Source organism: Methylotenera sp. (assembly GCF_013141425.1).
Classification (GTDB): domain Bacteria; phylum Pseudomonadota; class Gammaproteobacteria; order Burkholderiales; family Methylophilaceae; genus Methylotenera.
This window is the reverse complement of the sequence record NZ_JABFRA010000005.1, coordinates 1-3,849: the sequence shown is the minus strand read 5'-3', so window position 1 is coordinate 3,849 and position 3,849 is coordinate 1. Positions and strand designations below refer to the sequence as shown.

Annotated in this window: 3 protein-coding genes; 2 read left to right on the top strand and 1 reads right to left on the bottom strand. The window is 46.4% G+C overall.

The window, feature by feature from the left end; genetic code table 11:
• Positions 1-6: 6 nt before the first annotated feature.
• Positions 7-1,797, bottom strand: coding sequence for an ABC transporter ATP-binding protein/permease (locus tag HOO90_RS00250; RefSeq protein WP_292838270.1), 1,791 nt, complete (start codon positions 1,795-1,797; stop codon positions 7-9).
• 182 nt (positions 1,798-1,979) lie between these two features.
• Here HOO90_RS00250 and HOO90_RS00245 point away from each other — a divergent pair, with 182 nt between their 5' ends.
• Together HOO90_RS00245 and ndk are read left to right on the top strand one after the other, a co-directional pair.
• Positions 1,980-3,152, top strand: a complete 1,173-nt coding sequence (locus HOO90_RS00245; RefSeq protein ID WP_292838268.1) for an AAA family ATPase — start codon at positions 1,980-1,982, stop codon at positions 3,150-3,152.
• 264 nt (positions 3,153-3,416) lie between these two features.
• Positions 3,417-3,824 (top strand): nucleoside-diphosphate kinase, encoded by a 408-nt coding sequence (ndk, locus tag HOO90_RS00240; protein ID WP_292838266.1) that lies wholly within the window; start codon positions 3,417-3,419, stop codon positions 3,822-3,824.
• The last annotated feature ends 25 nt before the right edge of the window (positions 3,825-3,849 follow it).

Genomic DNA, 3,849 nt, shown 5'->3' with positions numbered 1-3,849 from the left:
TTAAACCTAAACCCTTAAGCTTAAGTCATGCAAGTTCCATTTGCCTTCACCCAGTAAGTCTAGTTCTTTGTTATGGAAATCTAACAGACTGCTACGGTGGCCCACGCTAACGATAATGCTATCTGGCAGTGATTGGCGCAATAGTTGATACATGGAATATTCCAAGCCTTCATCCATGGCAGAGCTGGCTTCATCTAAAAATATCAGTTCTGCGCGACTAAGCAAAGCCCGCCCGATAGCGAGGCGTTGTTGTTCACCCAAAGATAAAATGCTGCTCCAGTCAGCTTCTTGGTCTAAGCGCGTTATTAGATGCGGCAATTGGCACTCGCGTAATATCTCAGTCGCTTCGTCACCGGACTCAGCTGATGAGGGGTAGTACAACGCGGTGCGCAATGTGCCCAGCGGCAAATAGGGCTTTTGCGATAGAAATAACACTTGCTCTGTTGGTCGCAGTACTTTACCGATGACATAGGGCCAAAGCCCAGCAATAGCACGTAGTAGGGTGGTTTTGCCAGATCCTGAGCGACCACGGATAAGTAGCGAGTCGCCCTTGACTAAGCTTAAATGTAAATCTGACAGCAGTAGGGCTTGTGATGGCGTGTGCACAGTGAATGCGCTGATGGTAAGGCCGTGTTGCGTTTGCTCGATTTCTGCGGCGGGTAATCGCTCAACAGCGTCTAGCGTTTCAAGAAAGCCGCTCAGCCGGTTTAATACCGCGCGGAAATTGGCAAAGTCGTCGTAAGAACTACGTAAAAAGGATAAGGCGTCTTGTACCTGACCAAAAGCCTGTGAGGTTTGCATCATGTCGCCCAACGTGATTTTACCGCTTAGTAAACGTGGTGCTTGCACAATAAATGGAAAGACAACGGCAGTCTGACTAATCGCGAGGTTAAAGCCTTGAAATTTAAGCGAACGAAATACAATGGCCCACATATTGCTGATGATGTCGGAAAAACGCGACAGCAAATTGCCTCGTTCAATGCCTTCACCGCGATAAAACGCGATGCTCTCGCCGTATTCACGCACGCGGATTAAGGCGTAGCGGAAATTCGCGTTGAATTTTTCATTTAAAAAGTTAAGCGCAATCAAAGGTCGACCCAACTTAACCGCAAACACCGTGGCGATGAGCACGTACAGATAGACCAAAAATACCATGGCGCGCGGAATTTCAATGCCAAATAAAGCCAGCGCACCAGATAGCGTCCACAAAATCAGCGTGAATGAAAACAGTGATACCACGGCATCTAACAAGCCCATCGACAAGTTGAGCGAGGAGGTCACAAAGCTATCCACGTCTTGCTGGATACGCTGGTCAGGGTTGTCGGCACTGCCTTCTACATACTGGCTACGAAAATAACTTTGCTTGGCCAACCAGCGCGCAATCATGGCGTCGGTTAACCAAGCCCGCCAACGAATTAGAAAAGCCTGTCGCAGGTAAAAGTTTAGCAAAGTACGCGCAACGTGAATCGTGGCAAGCACGGCAAACACCAGCAACATGAACCAAAAGGCCTTGGCATCCAGTTTTTGCATGGCGCTATAAAAGCCGTTATACCAAAACGAAAACAGCACGTTCATGCGCACCGAAAATAGCGTGAGTAGAATAATCACGGTTAATGTAATGAGCGGCGCTTTACTGCGTGCAGGGCTAAAGTAAGGCCAAGCCAAACGTTTGAATTGACGCCCCCATGCTGTCCAGCGGCCTAGTGCTGTGGAGATTAAAAACAAACCAATTAAACTCAGCACAAAAGCTTTGCCCATCCAGATAACACTAGCGAGCAGTTCGTGATTCCAATCCATGGCACGTCCTTCTTGTTTTTAATATTAGTGATTTTTCGTGTAATTTTGCCACAGCATGTTAAGTCGTGCGCAGTATTTTGCAGATAACTTAAGAATATACAAAAGGATAGGTTGCAATCCACCCTATACAAGCTGAGCAGATAATGCAATCCTATGGTTTTTGAAATCGTTTACAATCTATTATGCTCAGTACCCTAGCTATTGCCAACTACCGCTCACTACTTAAGCTTAACATTAAGTTGGGGCAGCTCAATGTGATTACTGGCGCCAATGGTAGCGGTAAGTCTAACCTTTACCGTGCATTGCGATTGCTAGCAGAAACCGCACAAGGCGGTGTGATTAACGCACTGGCGAAAGAAGGAGGCTTGGATTCTACCTTTTGGGCAGGGCCCGAAGTGTTTACTAAAGGTATGAAAGACGGTAGTGAGCCTGTGCAGGGTTTGCGCCGAAAAACATCCCTTCGCTTAAGATTAGGCTTTGCCACGCAAGAAGATTTTGGCTATGCCATTGCGCTAGGTTTGCCCTCGCCTGATGGAACTTCAATGTTCACGCACGATCCAGAAATTAAGCACGAGGCAATATGGCATGGCACGCTTTTTCGCCCAGCCAGCACACTAGTTGAGCGCGATAATGCGGTGATTAAAATACGCGATGGCCGCAGTTGGCAAGTCTCGCAAACCATACAAAGTTTTGATAGCTTATTTAGCCAAACGGCCGACCCCGAACGCGCACCTGAAACTCTGCGTCTGCGCGAGAGCATACGTCAATGGCGTTTTTATGACCACTTCCGTACCGATGCTGATGCGCCTGCACGCCAACCCCAGCTTGGCACACGCACGCCCGTACTGCATCACGACGGGCGTGACTTAGCTGCTGCTTTGCGCACCATTTATGAAATCGGCGATAGGCAAGCCTTAGAGGATGCGATTAGTGATGCTTTTCCAGGCTCGCACCTCAACATTGTGCAGCAAGATGGCGGGAGATTTGTCATTGAATTTCACCATTATGGCCTGCTACGCCCATTAAGCGGTGCGGAACTTTCTGACGGCATGTTGCGCTATTTGTTGCTAGTAGCTGCACTGCTCACGCCGCGTCCACCGCCATTAATGGTACTAAACGAGCCTGAAAACAGTCTGCACCCTGATTTATTACCTGCCCTTGCACGGCTGATTATTCAGGCAACCAAACACACACAAGTATGGGTGGTTTCACACGCACAAACTTTAATTGTTACGTTAAAGCAATCAGAGTTTTGCAATGCTATTGAGCTAGAGAAGGTGTTGGGAGAAACCAAAGTGAATGGGCAAACAGGCTTGCTGAGTACACCTAGTTGGCATTGGCCGGATGGTGGATAAACGTACAAAAAGCAAACATAGCCTGTAAACAATACGGGGTAAATTTTACATTCTATTACTTAAGCCCTCCCGTAATCTTTAAGGGGTTGCTGAGCAAGCCATTCTAAGTTTCGAATAATAGGGGTGACTTAAAGCGGAGGATAGTAATCTGCTAAAAGTTATCCGCTTGACTAAATCACTTGAATGCGTAAATGGTGGTTTATTTTAAGCGCTAAAAATGGTATTTTATCGTTCTTTTCAATAAGTTAATTAAATGGAGTTGTTATGGCTGTTCAACGTACGCTTTCTATCATCAAACCAGATGCAGTAGCAAAAAATGTCATCGGTAAAATCTACACACGTTTTGAAAACGCGGGTTTAAAAATTGTGGCTGCTAAATTAGCGCAATTGACGCAAGCTGAGGCTGAAGGTTTCTATGCGGTGCATAAAGAGCGTCCTTTCTTTGCTGATTTAGTGAAATTTATGATTTCTGGCCCAGTGATGATTCAAGCACTTGAAGGCGAAAATGCTGTTCAAGTTAATCGTGATTTAATGGGCGCGACTAACCCTAAAGAAGCTGCTGCTGGTACGATTCGTGCTGATTTTGCTGAAAGTATTGATGCTAACGCAGTGCACGGTTCAGATTCAGCAGAAAATGCGGCAATCGAAATCGCTTATTTCTTCGGTAAATAATTCAATCTTCGTCATTATGCTGCGT